The organism is Alterotamlana spongicola, assembly GCF_035818475.1.
Taxonomy (GTDB): domain Bacteria; phylum Bacteroidota; class Bacteroidia; order Flavobacteriales; family Flavobacteriaceae; genus Cognatitamlana.
Genome location: NZ_JAYMGV010000001.1, coordinates 768,212 through 792,701, shown reverse-complemented (window position 1 = coordinate 792,701; position 24,490 = coordinate 768,212). Strand labels below are relative to the sequence as shown.

Here is a 24,490-nt window from a genome sequence, read left to right as displayed (position 1 = left end):
TTTCAATTTACGATTGTAGATTTTTGTCTTACGATTTTAAAAAACCGCTTTGCGTTATTCTAAAATCTGAAATCCTATGGTACTTCTATTTCATTTACAATGGTATTGATGATGTCTACTGAAGTCACATTTTCAGCTTCAGCCTCATAAGTGATACCTATTCTGTGCCTTAATACATCATGTACTACAGCGCGAACATCTTCTGGGATAACATAACCACGTCTTTTAATAAAGGCGTAACATTTAGCTGCTGTTGCTAAATTGATACTACCACGAGGTGATGCTCCAAATGAAATTAATGGTTTTAAATCGGCAAGTTTATATTTTTCAGGATAACGTGTTGCAAAAATAATATCTAATATATATTTTTCAATTTTTTCATCCATGTAAACTTCTCTAACGGCTTGTTGCGCATTTAGAATCTGACTTACAGATACTACGGGTTGAACTTTATCCCAGGCGCCTTTAAGATTGGCTCTCATAATGGACTGCTCCTCTGCAATTTTAGGATAGTCAATAACGGTTTTTAACATAAAACGGTCAACCTGTGCTTCCGGTAATGGGTAAGTCCCTTCTTGTTCTACCGGATTTTGAGTAGCCATTACCAGAAACGGTTTATCTAAAATAAAGGTTTCATCACCAATGGTTACTTGCTTTTCCTGCATAGCCTCAAGTAAGGCCGATTGTACTTTTGCAGGCGCCCTGTTTATCTCATCTGCTAAAACAAAATTTGCAAAGATAGGACCTTTCTTTATTGAAAAATCATTCTCTTTCATATTGTAAATTAACGTCCCTACAACATCGGCAGGTAATAAGTCCGGGGTAAACTGGATTCTGCTAAAGCTTCCATCTACAGCTTGAGATAATGTGTTAATAGCTAGTGTTTTTGCTAAACCGGGAACCCCTTCTAATAGAATATGGCCCTGACCTAACAAACCAATTAGCAAACGTTCAACCATATGCTTTTGACCTACTATGACCTTATTCATCTCTAGCATTAGTAAATCTACAAAAGCACTTTCCTTTTCAATTTTCTCGTTAATAGACTTAATATCAATTGTACCTGTGTCTTCCATCATTGTTATATTTAATTTGCGGCTCGAATATAGTGCTCATATTTGAGCATTGCAAAATGTGAAAAAAAAACTTTATATCTTGTTAATAATTGGTTAAAATATTAAGGGTCACACAAGTCGGTTATTTATATAAAAAAAGAGCGACACCTATTGGTGTCGCTCTATCTGTATTTTGTTAAAAACTATACTATGGTACTGCTACTAAAGTAGCATCTACTATTTCATTTTCATCAGGTTCAATAGTAACATCAATATTTTGTGTTACATAACCTTCGGCCGTAATAGTAACCGTGTAATCGTCCGGTACTACATCTTCAATTAAATATATGCCTTCTGCATTTGTTTCAACACTTGTTTCTTCATTTATTGAGACCGTTGCCAAAACGCCTTCTGCTAATCCGGATATTTTACCACTAATTGATCCGGTTTTTAGCATTAATTCAATAGGTTCCGGAATTACGGTAATCTCGCCTTTAACAACTACAACATCAATAGTTTCTCCATAATTGTAGTCAGACGTTTCGTCTAAAGGCATAGCTTTTACATCATATGTTCCGGCCGGAACACCCCATAAAGCAAATGCTCCATTTTCGTCAGTTAATGCCGAAATAACAAAATCATCTTCTGCTTCGGGCGTGCCCATATCATCAACCAGTACAGTAACCTTTGAAGGCACATCTGTAGGTGTTACAATTCCTTCTATGATTCCTGAATTTGTTTCCAGTGCTAAATAAAGTACGGGTTTTAAAATAATATTTCCTGAATTTCCAGCATGTACAATTGATTTGTCTACATCAAAGTCTAAAATAAAGTCATAGGTAAAGCCCTCTTCTATGACTTCCCTAACTTTTAGTTTTAGTCCGGATTGCTGTCCACTAGGAGTTTTTAAATCAAAGGTTTCATCTTCATCATTACTATCCTTAATTACAATAGTGTTTCCATCACCTAAAACCAATCTCATTTGACTTAAAGTGCCCGCTGGAATAGGAAATCTATCAACTAGAATTTTGCTAAATCCCCCGGTGAAATCCAATAAATTAACAATTTCATTGTTTGCCTCTAAAGAGATCCACCCGCTGTTATCATCACTGTCATCATCCATTTTAATCATAACATCAACAATTTCAACATTAACGGCTTCATAATCCCCTGGCGCATCAACCAGTCGAATAGATATTGTTGGTTCTCCTTTTTTTATAGATTCTGCCTCTGTATCATTATCATTACAGGATAATATAAAAGTTAAAAAGAGTAAAGGGAAGATAAATTTTTTCAATGTATTCATAGCCTTAATATTTTTTGTTTACTAAAGTTATATACGGTTAAAAGAAACAATTCAGATTGTATTTAGGAGAAATTGTCAATTTTTTTAAAGAGATTATGGCAATGAAATTGATAACACTCTAATAACCAGTAGATAATTATAAATTATAGACAATAATACAATATTGAATTAGTTTTAAGTATTTTTATATATGAATTACTAAAAAAGTTGATTAAAGTGCAACTTTCAGAACAATAATCAGATAGTATGAATAAAACAGCTCTTATTACCGGTGCCACAAGTGGTATTGGTGAAGCTACCGCTTATGAATTTGCAAAACAGGGAATCAATTTAGTGCTTTGTGGCAGACGCCTTGAGCGCTTAAATACCATCCAAAAGGCTCTTGAACGATTAACCAATGTTCATATTTTAAATTTTGATGTTAGAGATAAAGACCAAGCTTTTAAGGCAATAGCATCATTACCGGATAAATTTAAAACTATAGATATATTAATTAATAATGCCGGGAATGCACACGGTTTAGACCCCATTGAAAGTGGACATGTTGACGATTGGGATGCTATGATGGATATTAATGTAAAAGGGTTGCTCTATGTGAGTAAGGCAGTCATTCCACAAATGACAGCGCGTCGGTCTGGACATATCATTAATATTGGGTCCTCGGCAGGAAAGGAGGTCTACCCCAAAGGCAATGTGTATTGTGCCAGTAAACATGCTGTTTTAGCAATCACCGAAGGGATGCGTATTGATTTAAACGCTTATGGTATAAAAGTAGGAGCCATAAACCCCGGTTTGGTAGAGACCGAATTTTCAAAGGTGCGATTTAAAGGTGGAACTGAGGCTAATGCTGTGTATACCGGTTTTAAAGCCTTACAGGCTAAAGATGTAGCTGAAGTTATTTATTTTGCTGTATCCAGGCCACCCCATGTTAATATTGCTGATGTATTGATGTTTTGTACAGCGCAGGCTAATTCAACATTAGTCAATAAATCTAAATAGAGAATACCCGGATGATTAACAAACGCCTACTTATAAAACATCTTTTGGCTCATAATGATGAGAATAGTTTTTATGATAAAAAACGTAAGGTGGATATTAGTCATAAAGAAGGTAAAGCTAAATTTTTAAAGCATATTTGTGCGCTTTCTAACAGTAATCCCAAAAACAATTCTTTTATAGTTATTGGGGTGCAGGATGAAGATAATAACATTACTGGAGTAGATTTTTTTGATGACAGTAAAATACAAAACCTTATTAATGCCTATTTAACAAATCCGCCAATAGTTCAATATGAGAATATCTCTTTTCCACATTTATCAGATGATAAAGTAGTTGGATTGGTAACCATCAGGCCAACAGGTCAAATCACATCACTTAGAAAAAATATTTGGAAATACTATGGAGGTTCCGTGTTTTTTAGAGATGGAAGTATGAGCATGCCTAAAGTTTTTGATATTGAGATTAAGGATGTAAATTCTAAAATTGTTGAAGCCATTGAAAAGCATGCGCAAAACAACATAGAACACACGCTTAATGGCGTCTTTGATTTTATGAATAACCGAAAAGACTACAATGCCCAATACAAAGTATTTAAGGAGTATTTTGTGGTATGCTGGGCAGGACAAAAAAAAGTGGTTAAAGAAGATGTTTTCTATTCCAGGGTAGATATTGAGTTAATAAATGAGCAGGTGCGTTTATTTTTTTCAGCTTTAGATGAGGTTTCTATTGATTATAATGACAGTAGCTTTAAAATAATTGAATATGTCAATTTAGGGCTTCAGGGGTCTAACAAGTATTATCAGTTAGAAGAAACTATAATTAATTTTGAAGATAATGCGCAATATAGTATTGAGACCAAGCTTTTATTTAAAGCGCCCCAATTTGATAAAAAGGTACTGCATCACATTTATAATACCAACAACGCAATTTTGGAAAAACTAAAAAAAGGGATGTTACTTACAGAATCTGAAAGTATAGATTTAAAAAACCTGCCTGTAACTTATTTAATTTGCTATTTAAATAATTTTGATGAGGCTATCCATAAACTCACTGAGGCAAAACCTTATTTAAAAGAGTACAATTCAAAAACGTATAGCCTTTATAAAGAAGCTATACGTATTTTAAGAAAAGTGAAGTACAGTTAATTTAACTTTAAGTTAACTTTAAAAAAGGCAGGTTGTATTAAAAAGCCTTATTTTTGTAATGCTATTAATCTTTTTAAGATGTAACCTTGCTTCTCCCAAACAATATTGGCATTGAGGCAAGGTTTTTTTATTAAATAAAATGAAGCTGGTTAAAAGATTTGTTTAATATCTTTTTATCATTTACTTCTAACCATTTGTCCAGCACGGTAGCATAAATAGTTCTAAAATCTATTTCAAATTTCAAATCACCATTATCATCTAAATCACTTAGGTTAGCCATCTTATTATATAGCCCTTGTTTTTTAAGTTGTTCTCCTATAATGAATACATTATTGGCCGTACCATGGTCTGTACCGGCACTTCCGTTTTGTTTTACACGTCTTCCAAACTCCGAAAACGTTAAAATAAGAGTGTCTTTAAATGTATTATTGTCTTTTAAATCCTGAACAAAAGTTTCAATGCCTTTTGCGTACATACCAAGTAACCTTTCTTGCCTGCCTATTTGACTAAAATGCGTGTCAAACCCCCCTAAAGAACTGTAAAACACTTTGGTTTGCAATCCTGAATTAATAAATTGTGCCGTGGTTTTTAATTGTTTTCCAAACTTGTTGTTTGGGTATTCTTTTGTAGTTGAAACGGTTTTACTGGTTTCGTATATATATTTAGCGGAAGATTCGGCAGCTATCATGGATTTATACAAGTACCCTAAATTGTGTTCATTGAGGTGCACATCATTTTGATGTTTATGTATATTTTTAAAATAAGGCTCTTTTGATAAATTATATAAAGATTTGGCATCTTGGGTGGCAATAGCATTCAGGTGTTCTCCTTTCATGGCCAGAGATAAGCTTTCATCTATTTCAATAGCACTATAAGGTTTTTTACCATAATGGTCTAAGTATCTGCCAATCCAGCCGCTTTGAGAAAATTTATCTGAATCTGTAGCGGTTTGCCAAATGTCCATAGATCTAAAATGCGATCGGTTTGGATTTGGATATCCTACGTTATTGATAATGGTTAAATTTCCATTATCATATAATCGTTTTAAGGGTGCCAGGCGGGCGTGTAAACCCACTTCTTCATTGATTTTTATAATATCTGCTTTCTTAATTCCTATAGTAGGGCGCTCTTTATAATACAAATCATTTCTAAAAGGAATGACTGTGTTTAATCCGTCATTACCCCCGGATAACTGAACAATGACTAAACGCTTATATCCTAAACGGCTACTGGCCATGTCTTCAAAAGCTCTAACAAAATCAGGAACAAAGAATAGGCTACTGGCTAATGACGATTGTTTTAAAAATTTTCTTCTGTTCATAATTAACACATTTGATATTCTGGTAATGACATAAGCTGTACACAATACTCTCGTTTTGAAACTTTTTCCAAAGCGTTCAAGTATGGTTTGGCATGCTCACTAATTTCACAAGCTAATAAATGATTTGGCATGTCATTTAATTCAACATTTTTAAAATGATCTTTAAAATAGGACCAGCTACTTTCTGTTTTAAAGCGTTTGCCAAACTGTTTCTTAAACTGTTCTTTTTTATGCATCATTCGGGTATCTTTCTGCCCTTTCTCAGTTTTAGAGATGTATGCATCATTAAGTAATAGTGAAGGCAGTTTCAGACGTAAAACAATAATATTACTGTCTATCCAATTTTTTCCACCTTTCCATCCTGCAACATTAGGAGGGTTTAACAGAATTTGACCCATTAGTTTCTGAAGGTATAGTAATTGTTTATTGTTTTTAAACTGTGTTGGTACCATAGTATTCATACCAACTAAAAGCTCTATGGGCGATTTTATTTTTGTGCCAATATGCTTATCATTATAAAACCAATCTGACATAAAAACATAGCGCATCAATTTTTCAATATCATAGTCTTTATAAAAAACATCCACCATAGCGTTAACATGATCCGGATCAATAGTGTCATTTACAAAATAGCGATATATTTTTCCGCAAATGTATGTTGCACATTGTTTTTGTTCTAATATTATGTCTATAATATCGTCTCCTTTAAAATGTCCTGTTTTGCCAAAAAAAGTCTTGTTCCCTTCATGATGTACACGTTTTCTAAATACAAATTCTCCCTTTAAGTTATGAGAATACCCGGTAAATGCCTTGGCACTTTCTTTAATATCATTTTCAGTATAGTTACCCACTCCCAAAGTGAACAATTCCATAAGTTCTCTGGCAAAATTCTCATTAGGTTTTTGCTTTCGGTTTTGTTTGGTATTCAGGTATTTGGTCATGGCAGCTTCTTTGGAAATGGCTTTAACAAAAGTTCCAAAATTGCCCAGTGCGTGTTCGCGAAGCGTATTATTAAATTTTTGGATGTAAACAATGTTATTATCTTCACATACAAAATGATTTGCCCAGAACAAGGTCATTTTTTCTCGCAATATCTCTTGAGATTGAGATAATCTATTAATCCAGGATACATTTAATTCAATCTGTTTTTCACGGCTTAATTTTTTAATTTTTTGCCGTACTGTTTTATCCATTTTTGAACCACTCATCATACTACCAAAAACAGCTTTGATTTCAGTAGTATCCACTTCAAGATTAGTGACTTGTTTAGATGCTTTAAAAAGATTGTTTACAACCTCTTTTTTACTCTTTTTGGATAGGGCATCCAAGTCATTTGGTAAGATTCCAAAACCAATGCGCCAATATAAATGTTGAATATGTTTGCGTTTCATAGAGTCGTGTTTTAAAGGTAGACTAAAAATACACAAATAAGCAGGATGTGTAACCTCTTAGACTTTAGTGAGTTAAAAAGGTTTAATTGCGCGTCAAAACAAGGCCTCTGATCTATAGGTCAAATTTTATACCCTGAGCCAGTGGCAACTCTGTGGTATAATTTATAGTATTGGTCTGTCTGCGCATATATATTTTCCAGGCATCAGAACCGGACTCTCTACCACCGCCGGTTTCTTTTTCGCCACCAAAAGCACCGCCAATTTCAGCTCCTGAGGTTCCAATATTAACATTAGCAATACCACAATCACTTCCGGCATGAGATAAAAAACGTTCAGCTTCGCGTAAATTATTAGTCATTATTGCCGAAGATAAGCCCTGGGCAACTTCATTTTGAATATGGATAGCATTTTCAACCGTACCGGAATATTTTAATAAATATAATACGGGAGCAAAAGTTTCATGCTGTACAATTTTATAATGTGGTTCTGCTTCGGCAATAGCAGGCTTGACATAGCAACCACTCTCATAGCCAGCACCCGAAAGCAAGGCGCCTTCAACAATAATATGTCCGCCTTCCTGAACAACACTATCCAGTGCCTTTTCGTAATGTCTAACAGCATCTTTGTCAATTAGCGGCCCTACATGGTTGCTTTCATCCAAAGGGTTTCCAATACGCAATTGTTTATATGCATCTATTATGGCATTTTTAACTTTATTATAAATAGAATCATGAATAATCAAGCGTCGAGTACTTGTACAGCGTTGCCCGGCAGTTCCAACAGCACCAAAAACAGCACCGATAACCGTCATTTTTATATCAGCATCAGGAGTCACAATTATAGCATTATTCCCACCGAGCTCCAACAAACTTTTCCCTAATCTCCCGGCTACTTCCTGAGCCACAATTTTACCCATTCTTGTTGAACCTGTGGCTGAAATTAACGGAATTCTGGAATCTTTCGTCATAAATTCACCCACGTTATAATCGCCGTTAATTAAACATGAAATACCTTCCGGTAAGTTATTTTCTCTAAAAACTTCGGCAGCAATATTTTGACAGGCAATGCCACAAAGTGGTGTTTTTTCAGAAGGTTTCCAAACACAAACATCGCCACAAATCCAGGCTAAGGCCGTATTCCATGACCAAACGGCAACCGGGAAATTAAAAGCCGAAATAATGCCCACAATACCAAGCGGGTGATATTGCTCATACATGCGGTGCCCCGGACGTTCACTATGCATAGTTAACCCATGGAGCTGACGTGATAACCCTACGGCAAAATCACAAATGTCAATCATTTCCTGAACTTCACCTAAACCCTCCTGGTAGCTTTTTCCCATTTCATAAGATACCAGTTTTCCTAAGGCTTCCTTTTTTTCTCGTAATTTTTCACCAAACTGACGTACAATGTCACCACGTTGAGGTGCAGGCATAGCTCTCCAGGTTTTAAAAGCTGAAGTTGCCGCTTCTATTACGGTTTCATAATCTGCTTTAGTAGTTGTTTTAACCTTTCCAATACATTGACCATCCACAGGAGAATAGGATGCAATACTATCACCGTTAGAAAAACTATTTGAACCGGTTGAAGTGCCTTCATTTATTGGTTTAACACCCAGGGTTTTAAGGGCTTTATCTATACCAAAATCAGTCGCTATTGTATTCATGAATTATTGATTTGCTAATTATTTTAAAATTATTTACGAATATAATAATAAAAAGCTGTTTTTGTTAAAAATTACATGCAACAAAATTAGTAACTTTATAGAGTTAAATTAATTAGATTTTTATGAAAAAATTCATTCATCTGTTTTTAGTTGTTGCATTGATTGTGTCTTGTAAGAGTGAAGAAAAAGTCAACCCAAAAAATGTTCAAAATGAACCTCAAAAAGCAGAGTTTTCAATAGTTATTCATGGTGGCGCCGGAACAATAAAAAAAGAGCATATGACCCGGGAAAAGGAAATGGAATATCGTCAAAAACTTGAGGAGGCCATTCGTGTAGGGTATACCATTTTAAAAAATGGAGGAACAAGCTTAGATGCAGTTCAGAAAACCATTACTGTTTTGGAAGACTCACCTCTTTTTAATGCCGGAAGAGGTGCCGTTTTAACGTATGACGGTATCAATGAACATGATGCGTCTATAATGGATGGAAAGACCTTAAATGCTGGTGCTTCAACTGGTACAAGAACAGTTAAAAACCCAATTAACCTAGCCCGGAAGGTCATGGATGAGTCTCCTCATGTTATGCTTTCGGGTGCCGGAGCAGAAACCTTTGCCAAAGCACAGGGTCTGGATATAGTAGAATCGGATTATTTTTTTACTGAGAAAAAGAAGGAAGCTCTTGAGCGCGTTAAAGCATCAGAAAAAAATAAAATGGCCTCGTTTTATGATATTGAAATTAAAGATTCAAAATTTGGAACCGTAGGCTGTACTGCATTAGATAAACAGGGTAATTTAGCAGCAGGCACATCTACCGGAGGAATGACTAACAAACGTTGGGGGCGTATTGGTGACTCCCCAATAATAGGAGCAGGAACTTATGCTAATAATGCCACTTGTGCTGTATCCAGTACAGGGTGGGGCGAGTTTTTTATTCGCGGTATGGTGGCTCATGATATTTCTGCACTTATGGCCTATAAAAATATGACCTTAAAAGAAGCTGCTCAATTGGTGATTCAAAAAAAACTCCCGAATTTAGGAGGCAACGGGGGTATTATTGCTATTGATAAGAATGGAAACATGACCATGGAGTTTAATACTTCCGGTATGTTTAGAGCTACTATGAATGATAAAGGTGAATTGTATATTGGTATGTTTAAGGATTAATAAAACAGATCCCCAATTATTGTCTTAAAAATAGTTGTGTATAATAGTAATGCCCATTAGCATCTTTAATGGCGCTAATACCAATATGTGTAAAATGACCTTCTATATTTTCACGATGCCCTTTACTGTTTAACCAAGCCTCCATAACATCTTTTGCAGATTTTTGTTTTGCAGCAACATTTTCAGCTACACTATAAGCATTCTCCTCATCATATAACCTATCTGCTCTATCGTTAAAATTATCATGACTGATTTCTTTTTGACTGATCATAAATAAGGTGTGTTCTTCGGCCAACTGAGTTGCTAAACTGTTGATACTTAACACTGGTTTTCCAATATTTAGTCTGTGTTTATTTACTAATTGCAACATGTCTTCGGTAATAGAAAGTGATTCAAGCTTTTCAGTAGCTTCAGAAGCATCGTCTTTAGAACAAGATATACTACATATTAATGTGGTAAAACATAGCAAGATAAGCCATGCTTTTAAAGCGTAAGTTTTCATAAGTATTCAATTTGGGGTACTCGAATATACGTTAAATGTCAACCCAAAGATTATTAAAACGTAAAAAAATGTACTTTTTCATTTAAAAAATGATGTACATCGATTTTTTTAAACTCAAAATCTTAGGACTTTTTTAACGTTTTTAAAAAACCTAAGTATCAAATTTTGAACGTATTTTTATTAACAAGAAAACGATTACGCTTTCTTTTCACCAAACAAACTTAATCATTCATGCTATTAAAAAAACTCTTTGTTTGCATATTGTTTATAACAATATTGGCATCCTGTAAAAAGAATACTGTAGAAACAGATAACCTCTTTAAGTTTAGATATTATGTCAGTTATACAACCTCTGGAAGGATTTCTGTTGGAAGCCCAATTCAAATTAGTTTAACCAGAGATGTAGAAGGTTGGGAAACAGGCCAGGAGATAACAGATAAGACGATTACCATTACACCGCATGTTGAAGGTAAATTAAAAGTGAGTAATGCTCATACTCTGTTATTTACCCCGGATGAACATTTAGAACCGGATACAGAATATACCGTTTCTGTAAAGCTCAATAAGATCTATAAGAATATGCCCAGCGGTTTTGAAAACTACACCTTTCAATTTAAAACCATTGCTCCCAGTTTTAATGTGATTACAAACAGTTTACAGTCCTATAGTAAAAAATGGCAATATATTGAGGGCGTCATAAAATCTGCTGATATCATATCTATTGAATCTGCTAAGAATTTAGTTGAAGCGTCTCAAAATGGAAGAGACCTATCGATGGTGTTTCATGAAGAAGATAAAAGCTCAAAACACTTTGAATTTAAAATTGATAGTATAAACAGACTAATTGATGATAGTGAAATCCTTGTAAAATGGAATGGAAAAACTATAGATGCTCCAAATGAAGGCGAAAATACCATCACCATTCCGGGGATTAATAATTTTACAATTGTTGAAACCAGTGTCACACAATCGCCGGAACAATACCTGTCTATTAATTTTTCAGACCCGCTTAAAAAGCAGCAAAATTTTGACGGGTTGGTAAGTATCCAAAAGGTGAAAAAACCAAAGTTTGTAGTTGATGGCAATATATTAAAAGTGTATCCTGACAGCAAGCTGGTTGGAGATATTCAGGTGGATGTCTTTCAGGGAATTAAGAATACAGATGGTTATAAGCTTAAAAAACCATTTTCTGAAACCATTGCTTTTGAAGCTTTAAAGCCTCAGGTGAAACTAATAAGCAATGGGAGTATTTTGCCTAATTCAGCAGAATTAAAATTTAATTTTAAAGCCGTTAACTTAAGTGCTGTAGATGTTAGGGTCATTAAGATTTTTGAAGACAATGTCCTTCAGTTTTTGCAAGACAATAATCTAAACAGTAATAACCGGTATGACATCAAAAAAGTAGGTCGCCGTATTGTAAAACAAACAATTCAATTACAAACTGAGGCAGAAAATAATGGAAAATGGAAGGCTTATAGTATTGATCTATCCAAATATTTTCAAGCAGACCCCGGCGCCATATATCGTGTTGAGCTCAGCTTTGATAAATCCTACTCGCTATATGATTGCAAAGCTTTAGGAGACTCTAACTTAGAAAATGATGACTATGATACGTATTATGAAGAAGATTATTGCGATTCTGATTTAGAAAACACCTCAGAAGATGAAGACCTGCACGAAGAACAATATTGGGATAACCTATTATATCGTTATAAAAACTATACCTATAATTGGCGTGAAGAGAGCAACCCGTGTCATGATGCTTACTACAATGAAAGTAAGATTGTATCGCAAAATTTATTGGCCTCAAATCTTGGAGTAATAGCCAAACACAGTGCTAATAACTCTTACTATTTTGCAGTAACTAATATTTTGGATACCAGCCCGGAAGCAAATGCTACGATTACACTTTATAATTTCCAACAACAAGCTATGGAATCTGCTAATACAGATAAAGAAGGCCTGGCAATCATAGATGCAGAAAGACATGCCAATTTTGCTATAGTTACTAAAGGAACTCATACAACCTATGTTAAATTGTTGGATGGAAACGCATTGTCATTAAGTAAGTTTGATGTGTCAGGAAACAAGTTGCAGCAAGGGCTTAAAGGTTATATTTATGGCGAACGCGGTGTTTGGCGCCCCGGAGACACATTGCATTTAACATTTATGCTTAATGATAAGGCTAACAAACTTCCTCAAGGACATCCGGTAAAGATGGAAATCACAGATCCAAATGGGAAGTTGGTCTATAAAAAGGTTACTACAGATAACCTAAATAATGTTTTTAAGTTTACGGTACCAACTGCAACAGAAGATAAAACAGGACACTATAATGCTAAAGTGTCTGTTGGCGGTGCTACTTTCCATAAAGGGTTAAAAGTTGAAACAGTCAAACCCAATCGTTTGAAAATTAAGATTGATTTTGAAAATGATATTTTAACCGGTAATGTACCTCTGAAAGGAGTTTTAGATGTAAAATGGTTGCATGGTGCTCCGGGTAAAAATCTGAAAGCCGAAGTTAAAGCTAAATTCAGTAGTACAAGTACTTCTTTTCCAAAATTTAAGGGGTATACGTTCAATGACCCAACGCGCCAATTTCAAACTGAAGACATCAATGTTTTTGAAGGGAAGGTTGATGAAGAGGGTATAGCTTATATCAATAATAAGCTTGCAGTGAAAAATAATGCTCCCGGAATGCTAAATGTTCAGTTTTTAGTTCGAGCCTTTGAAAACGGGGGTGATTTCTCCATAGATGCGTTTACTAAAAAATATGCACCTTATAAATCATTTGTAGGATTACGTTCCCCAAAAGGAAATGCATACGGGTCTTTTTTTACTGATGAAAACCAAACCTTTGATGTGGTAGTGGTTGACGACCATGGTAAGCCTATTAAGCGTAATAACCTGGAGGTGAAAATATATAAAATGGAGTGGCGATGGTGGTGGAATTCGTCTTATGATGATTTGGCAAGTTATATGTCCAGTAATTATCACAGGCCATATTTGACTTCAAAAATAAATACGGATGCAAACGGGAAAGCTAATTTTAATATTAATGTTCCGGATCATGATCGTGGGCGGTATCTTATTAGAGTGCTTGACCCCGTTAGTGGCCACGCCACAGGAAGAATAGCTTATTTCTACAAAAATTGGTGGCAAAAAACACCATCAGGGAATAAGGACGCGGCAAAAATGTTAGTGTTTTCAGCTGATAAAACACATTACAATGTAGGCGAAACAGCCAAAATTACTTTTGCTTCGGGAAGTGAAGGTAGGGCTTTGGTAAGTATTGAAAACGGTACGGAAGTTATAGACTATAAATGGGTAAAAACTAATCCCGGTGAAACTACGGTTGATCTTCCCATTACAAAGAACATGGCACCAAATGTATTTATTAATATTTCGTTATTGCAGCCTCATGCCATTACAGCTAACGATTTACCAATACGCTTATATGGCGTCATTCCCATAATGGTTGAAGACCCAGCAACCAAGCTATATCCGGAGCTAAAAATGCCTGATAAATTGAGACCTGAACAAGCGTTTGAAATTAAAGTTTCCGAAAAAAATAAACAGGCCATGACCTATACCATTGCGGTTGTTGAAGAGGGGTTATTGGATCTAACCCGGTTTAAAACCCCTAATGCATGGCATAGCTTTTATGCCAGAGAAGCATTAGGTGTAAAAACATGGGATGTGTTTGATGATGTTATCGGGGCATATTCCGGAAGTATAGATCAGGTATTTGCTATAGGTGGAGATGGTAGCGCTGCGGCCGGTAAAAATAAAAAGGCCAACCGGTTTAAGCCTGTGGTTACCTATTTGGGACCTTATAATTTAGAAAAAGGCCAAACCAAAACACACCAGCTAAAATTACCAAATTATATAGGGGTCGTACGCACTATGGTTGTTGCCGGAAATCATGTTGCAGAAGCTTACGGAAGTACAGATAAATCTGTAGAGGTAAAAAAACCATTAATGGTTTTGGCTACACTTCCCCGAAAATTAAGCCCCGGCGAAAAAGTAACCTTACCGGTAAGCGTTTTTGCTATGGAACCTAAAGTGAAAACCGTTAATATCAGTCTAAAGCTGAGCAAGGGTGTTTCAATAGTTGGCGAGACTAAAAAGACTTTAAATTTTGCAAAGCCTGATGAACAGATGGCTTATTTTGAGCTTGATGTGAGTAAGGCAAAAGGAATTAATACCGTTGAGGTTATTGCAAACGGTAATGGAGAAAGATCAACTTATAAGGTAGAATTGGATGTGTTAAATACCAACCCAATAACATCAAAAGTTATTGATAAGACCTTAGGTGCAGAAGTTTCTGAAACTTTAGAGTTTTCAACTTTTGGAGTTTCCGGAACAAATTCGGCAACGGTAGAGTTCTCAACCTTACCGCCAATGGATTTTTCACGGAGGTTACACTATTTGATCCGATATCCTCATGGTTGTGTAGAACAAACCACATCCAGTGTATTTCCACAATTATTTTTGAGTGATATTTTTGATCTGACAGCCAATAAAAAACAGAAAATTCAAACCAATATTGAAAATGGGATCAAACGTCTGGGGCATTTTCAAAGACCTAATGGCGGATTAAGTTATTGGATTGGAGAACACAGTGCCAATGACTGGGGAACAAGTTATGCCGGACATTTTATGATAGAAGCTGAAAAGAAAGGTTACGTATTGCCGTTAACCTTTAAAAGTAGTTGGATATCCTATCAGAAGCAGGCGGCCAGAAATTGGCGCCCCAGTTATAGAAGTCATAACTCAGATTTAGCACAAGCCTACCGTTTATATACTTTAGCACTGGCAGGAAGCCCGGATTTAGCTTCTATGAACCGATTAAGAGAGTTTTCAGAGATCTCCAATGAAGCCAAATGGCGTCTGGCAGCTGCCTATGCCCTGGCCGGACAAAAAGAGGCCAGTGATAACATTTCACAATTGGCAAATATTGAATTTAAGCCACAGCGCTATAATTATTATACCTATGGTTCAGTAGATAGAAATCGTGCTATGGCACTGGAAACTATGGTGCTTACAAAAAACCCTAAAATGCGGGAGCTAGCAGAATATATTGCTAAAGATCTATCTAGCAGCAGATGGATGAGTACCCAAACCACAGCCTATAGTTTATTGGCTATGGCAAAAATGGTACATGCTAATGGAGGAAAGGCATTACAGGTTAATTATACTATCAATGGCAAACACCAAAATATCGAGACAAGTAGAACAATTGCCCAGCGGGAGTTAACTATTAATGATGGGGCCAATACTATAGTATTTACCAATGCAAAAGAGAATGTGGTATATGTACGGGTTTTAAACTCCGGGAAACTACCTTTAGGACAAGAACTGGTAGAGCAACGCGGGCTGAGCGTATCTTATACGTATAAGGATTTAAAAGGAAATAAAATTGATATATCCAGATTACAACAAGGCCAGGATTTTATTGCTACTGTGAGTGTCAGCAATCTGAAAAATGAATCTGTTAATGATGTGGCACTGACTCAAATATTTCCATCGGGCTGGGAGATTGTAAATACCCGTTTTACCGATTTTGGAGATACAACAACAAGTCAGGCCAGATTTACTGATATCAGGGATGATCGTGTAAACTTCTATTTTGATTTACCAAAAAAAGGAAAGCACAGTACCAAGACGTTTAGTGTCATGCTAAACGCTTCGTACTTAGGGACGTATTATTTACCGGGTATTCAGGCTGAAGCTATGTATGATAATGATTATTTGGTAAGAACCAAAGGACAATGGATTGTGGTTGAAAAGTGATACGTGTTTATAATTACATAAAAAAACATAAAATAAGATCAGCTATTCTTGCTGCGCTTTTAGTAGCCTATTATTTTAGTTTGCCTAAAGTGTTGTTTAAAGACCCTACGACCACCGTAATCACCGGTTCTAATAATGAATTATTGGGTGCTCAGATTGCTAAAGATGGACAATGGCGCTTTCCGCATAACGATAGTGTGCCTGAGAAGTTTAAAACCTGCATCATTCAGTTTGAAGACGAATACTTTTATAAGCATCCGGGGTTTAATCCAATCTCTATTTTTAAAGCGCTAAGAGATAATTTAAGATTAGGGCGCATAAAACGTGGAGGAAGCACTTTAACCCAGCAGGTTATTAGATTATCCAGGAAGGGTCAAAAACGCAGTTATATTGAAAAGTTTAAAGAGCTTATTCTGGCTACACGGCTTGAGTTACGAGCTTCAAAAGCAACTATTTTAGCCTATTATTCCAGCAATGCTCCTTTTGGAGGGAATGTAGTTGGGCTTGATGCTGCATCATGGCGTTATTTTAATAGAGGCCCCAACCAGCTTTCCTGGGCAGAAAGTGCAACATTGGCAGTTTTGCCCAATGCACCAAGTTTAATTTATCCGGGAAAAAACCAGGAGCGTTTATTAAACAAAAGGAACCGGCTTTTAAAAAAGCTTTTAAACCACGCCATTATTGATACACTTACCTATGAACTATCTATTGCTGAAGATCTGCCACAAAGACCTTTTCCTTTGCCCCAACAGGCGCCACATTTATTACAAAAATTAGCTCGTGATCATTCAGGAAGGTATATCCAAACTACGGTTAATAGCAAACTACAGCAGCAGGTTAATCATATTGTTAAAACACATTATAACCAACTGCGTCAAAATGAAATTTATAATGCAGCAGTTTTGGTTCTGGATGTAAAAACAAGACAGGTTTTGGCTTATGTAGGTAATACCCCTACTGATAAGGCACATCAAAAAGATGTGGATATTATTAATAAACCCAGAAGTACCGGTAGTATTTTAAAGCCGTTTTTATATGCAGCCATGTTAGATGGTGGGGATTTACTTCCAAAAACATTAATTGCCGATGTACCCACTCAATTTGGAAATTATAGCCCGGAAAACTATAATAAAACTTATGATGGAGCAGTGCCAGCTAGTAGAGCATTATCCCGATCTTTAAATGTGCCGGCTGTTAAAATGTTACAAACCTTTGGATTGGATAGATTTCATCATTATTTAAAAGATTTAAAACTAAAAGATTTGAAGTATAATGCTAATCATTATGGTTTATCATTGATTTTAGGGGGTGCCGAAAGTAATTTATGGGATCTGTGTAAAAGTTATGCGGCATTGTCTTCTACCCTAAATCATTTTTCAGAAACCTCAAGCGAGTATTTTTCAAATGAATTTTGTGCCCCCACTTTTTTAGCTTCTAAAACCATTGATTTTGGTAAGAAAACCTCTAATAAAACCCTTTTTGATGCAGCATCCATTTACCTGACCTTTGAAAGTTTAAAAGAAGTGAACAGGCCTGAAAGTGACGAAAATTGGGAGTTTTTTGATAACTCAAAACAGATCGCCTGGAAAACAGGAACCAGTTTTGGTTATAGAGATGCCTGGGCCATTGGAACCACTAAAGATTATGTGGTTGGGGTTTGGGTTGGTAATGCTGATGGAGAAGGCAGACCCGGATTGATTGGTGTACAAACGGCAGCACCCATTTTGTTTGATGTGTTTGATATTTTACCGAACAGTGAATGGTTTGCAAAACCTTTTGATGAAATGAAGGAAGTCATCATTTGTAAACAAAGTGGGCACCGGGCATCACAATACTGTAATGAGGTAAACGAAGAGTTCATTCAAATGAGTGGATTGAAAACTAAGCCTTGTCCTTACCATGTATTAGTTCATGTGGATCAAAGCGAATCATATCAAGTCAATTCATCGTGTGAAAGTTTAAATCATATAAAACATAAATCGTGGTTTGCATTGCCACCATTAATGGCCTATTATTATAAAACCAAAAATCCGTTCTATAAGCCCTTACCTAAATTCAGACCGGATTGCTTGGGAGATAATTCAGTTTCTATGGCATTTATTTATCCAAAAGAAAACAATAGTATCTTTTTACCGAAAGATTTTGACGGAGAAACTAATGACCTTATTCTAAAAATAGCACATTCAAAACCGGAAAGTACGGTGTTTTGGTATATTGATGAAACGTTTGTTGGGAGTACCAAAGATATTCATGAGTTGGCAGTTAAACCTGGCCAGGGAAAACATATAATTACTGTTGTTGATGAATTTGGTCATGAAGCTAAGCAACAGTTTGCGATTTCTGATTAGTTATTTTCTAATTATTGTTTTAAGCATACTGTGGTCGCTTTTAAACGTACATGTTTTTTGTGTTTTTAGAATTTTCAAATCCCTGGAAACCCAAATATGATCTAAAGAGAGCAATGGAATATTCCAAAACCAGGTTTCTCTAAAGCCGTTTCCTTTTTCTGTAAAAGCATGAGAGAAATTTGTTTTAATAGGGTTTAAAAGTTTAGATTCAAAAGGCACGTTAAAATCTCCTAAAACAATAGTGTTTTTGGTTTGGGTAATAATCTTGTCAACAAACTCCAACTCCCAGCTTCTTGGTACGTCAATACTGCCAGAAACGTCTACAGCATAAAAATTAAGGCCCTGAGTTTCAAAATTAATAATTGTGGAACCGTATTTTGAAGGTGTTGCTTTTTTTATATGTATGGGTGTTTTTGAAAACAGGCCTATTTCTTTGTCACGAAAATTGTAAAAATAAAAATCCGGGTATTTAGCTTGGGCGTCGTCTAAAAAATCACCATGATATTCTACTAAAACCACCACATCCGGAATTTTGATGTTTTTGTCAAATACGTCCTCAAAGTCTCTATAATGTGAAGCGTTCCAAAATACAATATCTAAATCAGCATCTTTAATGTCTTCAGCAACACGTATTTGAAAACTTCTACTCAACCATATGATTAACAATACACCGGCAATAAAAAAATTATACCTTCTGAAGGTTCTACTCAGAAAAACAGAAAGTAAAAGAACAATAAGAATTATTGCAGGTAAAGGAAAAGTATAAAAGAGTAAAGAGGTAGAATAACTACTCTCCTTAATTCCAAAATGAATGACTAATAACGCTAAAATTATAATAGCGTTTAATAATAATAAAAAAAGCTTTATAATTTTAAACATTAGCGCAAAGGAAATCCTTTTCCTGCCCACCAGGGGTGTATTTCAATTTCTAAACGCCCGGCTTTAACCATAGGGTCTGCATTGGCTAAACTATCTGCCATTTTTAAAGTGGGGACATTATAAATAGTAATGCCACGAATAACCCCTTCGTCACCAAAAGGCCCGGAAATATCGGCATAACCCATCTCATACATTTTTGTTAAATGTGCTAAATGAGCTTTTTGTAGTTCAGCAGTTTCTTCTTCATTTTGCCCGCGAATGGCTCCTTTTTTTAAAAACGCCATAAAATACTGTTGCATTATAATGGTGTCTTTTGTATTCTCATCCACATAATCAAAGGTTTTAAACCCTTTACTGTCCAATTCTTCTTTTATTTGCTTTGTTGTTTTTGCAACTGGTTTTATAAGCTCTTCTATCACTGAGTCTTTTACTGCTTCATTGGCAGCAGCTTGAATATCATTTTCGGTAGCAGTAGTTTTTGGTTCATTTTTACAAGCCCAAATGGCTAATATGAGTAGGAATAATAGTGTTGATGTTTTCATTTGTTTTTATTATTTATTGCCCCAGGTATTATAGGGGTGTTTACTTAATAGTGCGTTATAATACTTTACTTCACCGGTTACTTCTTGGCCTAACCATTCAGGTTTTTTAAAGGTCTCATCTTCTGTGTTCAATTCTACTTCTGCCACCACTAACCCTTTGTTGTCGCCATAAAACTCATCCACCTCAAAATTATGTTGCCCACTCTTGACTTCATAACGCATTTTGTCAATTATTGTCGGTTCGCAAAGTTTTAAAAGTGATTCAGCTTCTTCTTTAGGGATTTCTTTTTCCCATTCAAAACGGGATAAACCATTAGCTGAAGATACTCCTTTTACGGTAATAAAACCAGTTTCTCCTTTAATCCTAACGCGTACAGTACGTTCTTTGTGTGTATTTAAAAAGCCCTGACTTATCCTTGAGCTTTTAAATGCTTCGGTTTTAAAAGCGTCAGACTTAACTAAAAACTTACGTTCTATTTCTATCATTAATAATTCAAAATCAAATTTATTTACCTCAAATTAAGTTCTCTAAAGGTCTTATTTAAAAGGCATTTAATGCCTAAATTTACAGTATGTTGACGAATTTACCAATACGAAAAATTATTCATGTAGATATGGATGCATTTTATGCTTCTGTTGAACAATTGGATGATCCGGATTTAAGAGGTAAACCTGTGGCTGTAGGAGGTGGTGGAAAACGTGGCGTAATTAGTGCGGCAAGCTATGAGGCCAGAAAGTTTGGTGTTAAAAGTGCTATGGCTGGGAATTTAGCAACAAAGCTATGTCCGGATCTTATTTTTGTAAGACCGCGTTTTGAAAGATATACCGAAATTTCTAAAAAAGTCAGAGCTATTTTTTATGATTATACGGATCTGGTAGAACCACTATCTCTTGATGAAGCATATTTAGATGTTACTGAAAACAAAAAAGGAAATCCCAGTGCCTCTTTGCTGGCAAAAGAAATTCGTGAGCGTATTTTTACAGAGATAGGGCTAACCGCTTCAGCAGGTATTTCCATTAATAAGTTTATTGCTAAAATAGCAAGTGATTATAATAAGCCTAATGGGCAAAAAACAGTAAATCCGGAAGAGGTTATTGCTTTTTTAGAGCAGTTAGACATCAGGAAATTTTATGGAGTAGGAAAGGTTACTGCGGAAAAAATGTACCAAAAAGGCATTTTTACAGGCTTGGATTTAAAACAAAAATCTTTAGAATATCTGGATGCCAATTTTGGGAAATCCGGACGATTTTATTACCATATAGTTAGAGGTATTCATAACAGTAAGGTAAAGCCCAATAGAGTTAGAAAAAGTTTAGCTGCAGAACGAACCTTTAGGGAGAACCTATCTTCTGAAATATTTATGTTAGAGAAGCTGGATCAAATAGCCGAAGAAGTTTCCAGGAGATTATCAAAAAGCAATGTTGCCGGAAAAACAGTAACACTAAAAATAAAATACAGTGATTTTACACTACAGACCAGAAGTAAAACACTACCTTATTTTATTGGAGATAAGAGCATTATTTTAGAGACTGCCAAAGACTTATTATATCAGGAAAGATTAAGCAACTCTGTAAGATTGCTGGGAATCTCTTTATCTAATTTAAATACTGAGGTTAAAGAGGAGCCAAGACAAAAAAAAAGTGTCAGTGTACAGCTAAAGTTTGATTTTTAAAGCTATAATATGTCATTGGTATTTACCATAGGGTAAATTTAAAAACTTGTATGAGTCATAAATTTGTGAATGATTTAGCAATGATATGATTTTAAAGGTGAAACCCTTACATATTTTATTAACTGTACTGCTTTTAAATGGGAAGATAATATCAGCACAAGTTTTAGATGTCGTAACAAATTTAGATACTCCTGAGAAAATGGTAATTGTTGGAGATATGTTATATTTTACAGGGGCTGATGATACTAAAATTTTTAAATTTGATATTACAGAAACTAACCCGGTAGTCACTACTGTAGTAACAGCCGTAAGCTCTAATACCATTTTAGGTTTAGCACATAAAGACAGTTTTTTGTTTTTCAGTCAAAAAGATGTTACAGATATTGCTAGCGGTGGAGGTAATATTTCTAAAATAGATATAACAGTTTCTGTACCAACAATAACAAATGAGATCAATACTTTTTTTTATCCCGCAGACCTTATAATACATGGAGACAACCTGTATATGGAGTTTCCGGAACAGAATAAAGTATCCTGGGTGGACCTTACCACTACGCATAGTGCATTTGTAACCATTCATGAATTAGGAGCTGGTGTATCTGTAGGAGGCTTTGCATTTAAAGGAAATGAGTTATATATAGCCGACCCGGAAGCTGATAAAATTGTTAAAATAGATGTCACAGCAGTAGATCCAGGTTTTGTGGATGTACTTAATACAGGCTTGTCTAATCCTAAAGGTGTTGCATTTAAAGATGATGAATTATACATTGCAGATACTGATAATGATAGAATTATTAAGATAGATGTTACAGATGCCACACCCGAAAAAACAGATGTCTTAATCGGGCTGTCTAAACCACAAAGTATCTTATTTAAGGGAGATGACCTGTATTTTATTCAAAAGGAGACTAACAGAGTCTCTAAGTTTAATATAACTAATACATTGACAAAAAAGGATGTCAAATATAAAACGATATGTTATCCAAACCCTACAAGTAATAACATTAAAATAATAGGATTAAAAAAGACAGAACCGTATAAAATTTATGATCTTTTAGGACACATATTACAAATGGGAATAGTTAAAAAAGATGATAAAATTAATCTTCAAAATTTAACAAAAGGCCTGTATTTATTAAAACTAGGCAAGAAGAAAACAATTAAGCTGATTAAGGAATGATAAAGAACAAGGCTTATAAAAACACAAGAGCTTCCAAAAATGAAAGCTCTTTATTTATTTGTATAAAGATGAAATGTCTTAAAAGTTACAAGTCTTTATTTCTGTAACACGTAATGTGTTTACCATACCTTTATCCTGGATTGGCATTGCTGCTAAGCTAATAAGCATGTCTCCAGCGTCTAAATAACCCATTTTACATGCTATAGCATTAACATCTTCTATGGTCTCATCAGTACTAACAAACTTATCATAATAAAAGGTTCTTACGCCCCATAATAAGCTTAGTCTTGTTAATATTTTTTTGTTTGATGTAAATACTAAGATATGACATGACGGCCTCCATGCTGAAATTTGAAATGCAGTATATCCACTATTTGTTAAAGTAGATATCGCTTTAGCATTAATTTCATTGGCCATATTTGCAGCGTGATAACAAATGGATTTTGTTATATAGCGATTGGTACGAATATGTGGAGGTAGCTGAGGAACCTGAATTAAAGCTGAGTTTTCAACACTTTTTAAAATGTCAGACATTTGTTTTATAACCTGAATAGGGTATTGACCAACAGAAGTTTCTCCTGAAAGCATTACAGCATCAGCACCATCCATAACTGAGTTTGCAACATCATTAACCTCTGCTCTTGTAGGGGTTAAGCTGGAAATCATAGTTTCCATCATTTGTGTAGCAATAATAACCGGAATTCTGGCTTTTTTAGCACGTAACACCAGTCGTTTTTGAATTAAAGGTACTTCTTGAGCCGGAACTTCCACGCCTAAATCACCACGAGCTACCATTAAACCATCACAATGCGCAACAATTTTATCTATATTTTCAACAGCTTCAGGCTTTTCAATTTTGGCTACAATTGGAATTTTATAATCGGAATGTTTTGCTATTAGATCACGTAGTTGCATTAAATCTTCAGCGTGACGAACAAATGATAAAGCAATCCAATCTACATCCTGGCTAATAGCAAAAATAGCATCTTCAATATCTTTTTCAGTTAATGCCGGTTGCGAGATATTTGTATTTGGAAGGTTAACCCCTTTTTTAGATTTTAAAGGGCCACCTTGAATAACTTTAGCTTTAACCTCGGTTTTTTTATTGGTAGAAACAACTTCAAAGATTAATTTTCCGTCATCTAAAAGAATACGTTCTCCTGGCTTAGCATCTTGAGGAAACCTTTCATAAGTCATGTAAACACGTTCTTTGGTTCCTTCAAAACGTTCTCCTGTAGCAAATATAATTTCGTCACCAGGGCTAACAACAACTTCTTCCTTCATGACACCAACACGAAGCTTAGGGCCTTGTAAATCTCCAAGAATAGCAGCTGTATACCCATATTCTTCATTAAGATCACGAATCATTTTTACGCGTTCAGCTACATCAGTATAGTCCGCATGAGAAAAGTTTATTCTGAAAACGTTAACGCCTTCTTCAAGCATACCTTTTAAAACCTCTTTTGTACTTGTAGCGGGTCCTAATGTTGCTACTATTTTGGTTTTTTTCGTATTTGTTGACAT

Annotated in this window: 17 protein-coding genes; 7 read left to right on the top strand and 10 right to left on the bottom strand. The window is 35.2% G+C overall.

Annotated features, from left to right (window positions below; translation table 11 throughout):
- Positions 1-74: 74 nt before the first annotated feature.
- Positions 75-1,076, bottom strand: a complete 1,002-nt coding sequence (locus VOI54_RS03415) for an AAA family ATPase (protein WP_326283130.1) — start codon at positions 1,074-1,076, stop codon at positions 75-77.
- Positions 1,077-1,263: 187 nt separating this feature from the next.
- Complete coding sequence (locus VOI54_RS03410) at positions 1,264-2,361, bottom strand: DUF4382 domain-containing protein (RefSeq protein WP_326281315.1); 1,098 nt, start codon at positions 2,359-2,361, stop codon at positions 1,264-1,266.
- Between the two features lie 246 nt (positions 2,362-2,607).
- On the opposite strand from VOI54_RS03410, the gene VOI54_RS03405 reads away from it, so the two are divergent.
- A complete protein-coding gene (locus tag VOI54_RS03405) occupies positions 2,608-3,360 on the top strand; it encodes an SDR family NAD(P)-dependent oxidoreductase (RefSeq protein ID WP_326281314.1) in 753 nt (250 codons plus the stop codon).
- Positions 3,361-3,371: 11 nt separating this feature from the next.
- Positions 3,372-4,505, top strand: a complete 1,134-nt coding sequence (locus VOI54_RS03400) for an ATP-binding protein (RefSeq protein ID WP_326281313.1) — start codon at positions 3,372-3,374, stop codon at positions 4,503-4,505.
- 130 nt (positions 4,506-4,635) lie between these two features.
- On the opposite strand, the gene VOI54_RS03395 is transcribed toward VOI54_RS03400, so the two are convergent.
- The 3 genes from VOI54_RS03395 to amaB all read right to left on the bottom strand — a co-directional run bounded on the left by VOI54_RS03395 (position 4,636) and on the right by amaB (position 8,883).
- A complete protein-coding gene (locus tag VOI54_RS03395; RefSeq protein ID WP_326281312.1) occupies positions 4,636-5,826 on the bottom strand; it encodes a DUF1501 domain-containing protein in 1,191 nt (396 codons plus the stop codon).
- A 2-nt stretch (positions 5,827-5,828) separates the two neighbouring features.
- Positions 5,829-7,217 (bottom strand): DUF1800 domain-containing protein, encoded by a 1,389-nt coding sequence (locus VOI54_RS03390; protein WP_326281311.1) that lies wholly within the window; start codon positions 7,215-7,217, stop codon positions 5,829-5,831.
- 112 nt (positions 7,218-7,329) lie between these two features.
- Complete coding sequence (amaB, locus tag VOI54_RS03385) at positions 7,330-8,883, bottom strand: L-piperidine-6-carboxylate dehydrogenase (protein ID WP_326281310.1); 1,554 nt, start codon at positions 8,881-8,883, stop codon at positions 7,330-7,332.
- A gap of 122 nt (positions 8,884-9,005) precedes the next feature.
- Here amaB and VOI54_RS03380 point away from each other — a divergent pair, with 122 nt between their 5' ends.
- Positions 9,006-10,046 (top strand): isoaspartyl peptidase/L-asparaginase family protein, encoded by a 1,041-nt coding sequence (locus tag VOI54_RS03380; protein ID WP_326281309.1) that lies wholly within the window; start codon positions 9,006-9,008, stop codon positions 10,044-10,046.
- Between the two features lie 16 nt (positions 10,047-10,062).
- Here VOI54_RS03380 and VOI54_RS03375 read toward each other — a convergent pair whose 3' ends face one another.
- On the bottom strand, positions 10,063-10,548 hold the full coding sequence (locus VOI54_RS03375; protein ID WP_326281308.1) for a CAP domain-containing protein: 486 nt from the start codon (positions 10,546-10,548) through the stop codon (positions 10,063-10,065).
- A 231-nt stretch (positions 10,549-10,779) separates the two neighbouring features.
- On the opposite strand from VOI54_RS03375, the gene VOI54_RS03370 reads away from it, so the two are divergent.
- Together VOI54_RS03370 and pbpC are read left to right on the top strand one after the other, a co-directional pair.
- The gene (locus VOI54_RS03370) at positions 10,780-16,344 is read left to right on the top strand and encodes an alpha-2-macroglobulin family protein (protein ID WP_326281307.1); all 5,565 of its coding nucleotides are present in this window, start codon (positions 10,780-10,782) and stop codon (positions 16,342-16,344) included.
- Entirely contained in the window at positions 16,341-18,692 is a 2,352-nt protein-coding gene (pbpC, locus tag VOI54_RS03365; RefSeq protein WP_326281306.1) for a penicillin-binding protein 1C, read from the top strand. The genes VOI54_RS03370 and pbpC overlap by 4 nt, the downstream gene beginning before the upstream one ends.
- Here the strand turns inward: pbpC and VOI54_RS03360 are convergent, their stop codons facing one another.
- From VOI54_RS03360 to VOI54_RS03350, 3 genes are read right to left on the bottom strand one after another with little or no spacing between them, the layout of a single operon-like run.
- On the bottom strand, positions 18,693-19,571 hold the full coding sequence (locus VOI54_RS03360; protein WP_326281305.1) for an endonuclease/exonuclease/phosphatase family protein: 879 nt from the start codon (positions 19,569-19,571) through the stop codon (positions 18,693-18,695).
- Positions 19,571-20,113, bottom strand: a complete 543-nt coding sequence (locus VOI54_RS03355) for a YciI family protein (RefSeq protein ID WP_326281304.1) — start codon at positions 20,111-20,113, stop codon at positions 19,571-19,573. Before VOI54_RS03355 ends, VOI54_RS03360 begins: the two co-directional genes overlap by 1 nt.
- 9 nt (positions 20,114-20,122) lie before the next feature.
- On the bottom strand, positions 20,123-20,599 hold the full coding sequence (locus tag VOI54_RS03350; RefSeq protein WP_326281303.1) for a CYTH domain-containing protein: 477 nt from the start codon (positions 20,597-20,599) through the stop codon (positions 20,123-20,125).
- A gap of 86 nt (positions 20,600-20,685) precedes the next feature.
- On the opposite strand from VOI54_RS03350, the gene dinB reads away from it, so the two are divergent.
- Entirely contained in the window at positions 20,686-21,786 is a 1,101-nt protein-coding gene (gene dinB / locus VOI54_RS03345) for a DNA polymerase IV (RefSeq protein ID WP_326281302.1), read from the top strand.
- 97 nt (positions 21,787-21,883) lie between these two features.
- Positions 21,884-22,966 (top strand): T9SS type A sorting domain-containing protein, encoded by a 1,083-nt coding sequence (locus VOI54_RS03340; protein WP_326281301.1) that lies wholly within the window; start codon positions 21,884-21,886, stop codon positions 22,964-22,966.
- Between the two features lie 78 nt (positions 22,967-23,044).
- Here VOI54_RS03340 and pyk read toward each other — a convergent pair whose 3' ends face one another.
- Positions 23,045-24,490, bottom strand: coding sequence for a pyruvate kinase (gene pyk, locus VOI54_RS03335; protein ID WP_326281300.1), 1,446 nt, complete (start codon positions 24,488-24,490; stop codon positions 23,045-23,047).